Below are 2,555 nucleotides of genomic sequence, written 5' to 3'. Positions count from 1 at the left end.
CAGTATTCAGGCAGACGCGGAGCGATCCCGCATGCATCGGCGTGCGATTGCGTCTATACGGGCACGCCAACTGGAATCGTTTGAAAATGTCCGCGCCGTCAGTGCCGCCTCCGGCGCCGAGCTTCCAACGCTCTGCCGCCATCCAGCCGGGGTCCGGTTTCTTCGCCACCTTCCACGCACTCTGGCCCTATCTCTGGCCGGCGGAGCGCGCCGATCTGCGCCGCCGCGTCGTCGCCGCCTTCGCGCTGATGGTGGCGGGCCGGCTCGTGCTGATGGGCGTGCCCTTCACCTTCAAATGGGTGACCGATGCCTTGGCGGGGACCTATTCGAACCTCGAGAGCTGGCTGCCCTGGCTGGTCGGCGCACCGCTGGCGCTGACGGTGCTCTATGGTCTCGCCCGCGTGGGCTCTTCCGCCTTCGTACAGATGCGTGACGCCATCTTCGCGCCGGTCTTCATGCATGCGGTGCGAACGCTCGCGCTGCAGACCTTCGGCCATCTGCACCATCTCTCGCTGCGCTTCCATCTCGAACGCAAGACCGGCGGCCTGACCCGCGTGCTGGAGCGCGGCCGCAACGGCATCGAGGAGATGGTGCGGCTCGGCCTCAACCAGCTGGTGCCGGTGATCATCGAGGTCATCCTGATCATCGCCGTGCTGCTCTATCTGTTCGACTGGCGCTACGTCGTCGTGCTCGTCGCGATGGTCACGGCCTACATGACCTACACCATCAAGGCGACGGAGTGGCGCATCGCCATCCGCTCGGCGATGAACGAGTCCGACACCGACGCCAATGCCAAGGCGATCGACTCGCTGCTCAACTACGAGACGGTGAAATATTTCGGCGCGGAGGCCCGCGAGACCGCCCGCTACGACCGGTCGATGGCGCTATACGAGCGCAACTCGATCAAATCCTACACCTCGCTCGCCTGGCTGAACTTCGGCCAGGCCGCGATCTTCGCCGTGGGGCTGACGCTGTCGATGGTGATGGCGGTGCGCGGCTTCCAGGCCGGCACCAACACGGTCGGCGACCTCATCCTGATCAATTCCATGCTGATCCAGCTTTACCTGCCGCTGAATTTCATGGGCACCGTCTACCGCGAGATCAAGCAGGCCACGCTCGACATCGCCCAGATGTTCTCGCTGATCGGCCGCGATCCCGAGATTCAGGACAAGACCGGCGCGAAGCCGCTGCTGGTTCCCGCCGGCGAGGTCGCCTTCGAGGACGTGCAATTCGCCTATGTGCCGGAACGGCCGATCCTGCGGGGCATCTCCTTCAAGGTCGGGCCGGGCAAGACCGTGGCCATCGTCGGCCCGTCCGGCGCCGGCAAGTCGACGATCTCGCGCCTGCTCTTCCGCTTCTACGAGCCACAGGGCGGCCGCATCCTGATCGACGGCCAGCCCATCGCCGATGTCCAGCAGGTCTCCCTGCGCGCCGCCATCGGCATGGTTCCGCAGGACACGGTGCTCTTCAACGACACCATCGAATACAACATCCTCTACGGCCGTCCGGAGGCGACGCCGGCAGAGGTCGAGGAAGCCGCGCGCCTGGCCCAGATCGACCGCTTCATCCGCGCCCTGCCGGAGGGCTATGCCACCTCGGTCGGCGAGCGCGGGTTGAAGCTCTCGGGCGGCGAGAAGCAGCGCGTCGCCATCGCCCGCACCATCCTGAAGGGGCCGCCCATCCTCGTCCTCGACGAGGCGACCTCGGCTCTCGATTCCTTCACCGAGAAGGAGATCCAGGATGCGCTCGACCGGGTCAGCGAAGGCCGGACGACTCTGGTCATCGCGCATCGGCTCTCCACCGTCGTCAACGCCGACGAGATCATCGTTCTCGACAAGGGCGTCATCGTCGAGCGCGGTCACCATCTCGATCTGCTCGCCGCCGATGGCGTCTATGCGGCGATGTGGAACCGCCAGCGCGAGGTCGACGAGGCCAAGGCGACGCTCCAGCGCGCCACCGAGGCGGAGGGCGAGAGCGTTCGCGTGACCCTGTCGTAAGGACGATCAGTCGCCGACGCCTTCATGTTTGTCCACGGCCATGCCACGTCCAGGGCATGGCGGCCTGCGAGCAAGACGTGGATGGTCGGGGCAGGCGCGGCCATCCCGCAGCATCTCCCTCGGCCTGCCCCGCCCAGGCCAGTTTAAAACCGCTCGCAACTTTGGCACGTTTCCGGCATCCTCCGCCGGCACGGCCAAAGCCATGGGGGGCTGCCATGTTCGATCCCACGACATTCGTCGGTTTTCACACCTGGCTCAGCCTGATCGCCATCGTGGCCGGGTTTCCGGTCGCGGCGGGGCTGCTGAGAGGGCATACCCGGCCGGGTTGGACCGGCGTGTTTCTGTCCACCGCCTTCGCCACAAGCGCGACAGGCTTCGGCTTTCCGTTCAACAGTGTCCTGCCGTCCCACATCATCGGGGCGATCCACATCGTGCTGGTCGCGATCGCCGCGTTTGCGCTGTACGGAAAGCGGCTGGAGGGTGGCTGGCGCCGCGCCTACGCGATCACCGCGATGCTCTCGTTCTATCTGCTGATGTTTGTGCTGGTTGCGCAGATGT

General features: G+C 65.8%; 1 protein-coding gene and 1 pseudogene. Both read left to right on the top strand.

All coding sequences use genetic code 11. The features are described from left to right. Positions 1-86: 86 nt before the first annotated feature. Positions 87-1,997, top strand: a complete 1,911-nt coding sequence (locus ACIPIA_RS14040; RefSeq protein WP_400510438.1) for an ABCB family ABC transporter ATP-binding protein/permease — start codon at positions 87-89, stop codon at positions 1,995-1,997. A 215-nt stretch (positions 1,998-2,212) separates the two neighbouring features. Continuing rightward, positions 2,213-2,555: pseudogene (locus ACIPIA_RS14035) on the top strand (hypothetical protein); the annotation flags it as partial.

It is taken from the genome of Allobosea sp. CER48 (assembly GCF_044752385.1).
Lineage (GTDB): Bacteria > Pseudomonadota > Alphaproteobacteria > Rhizobiales > Beijerinckiaceae > Allobosea.
The sequence above is the reverse complement of the archived record's forward strand: the minus strand, read 5'-3'. Positions and strand labels throughout refer to the sequence as shown.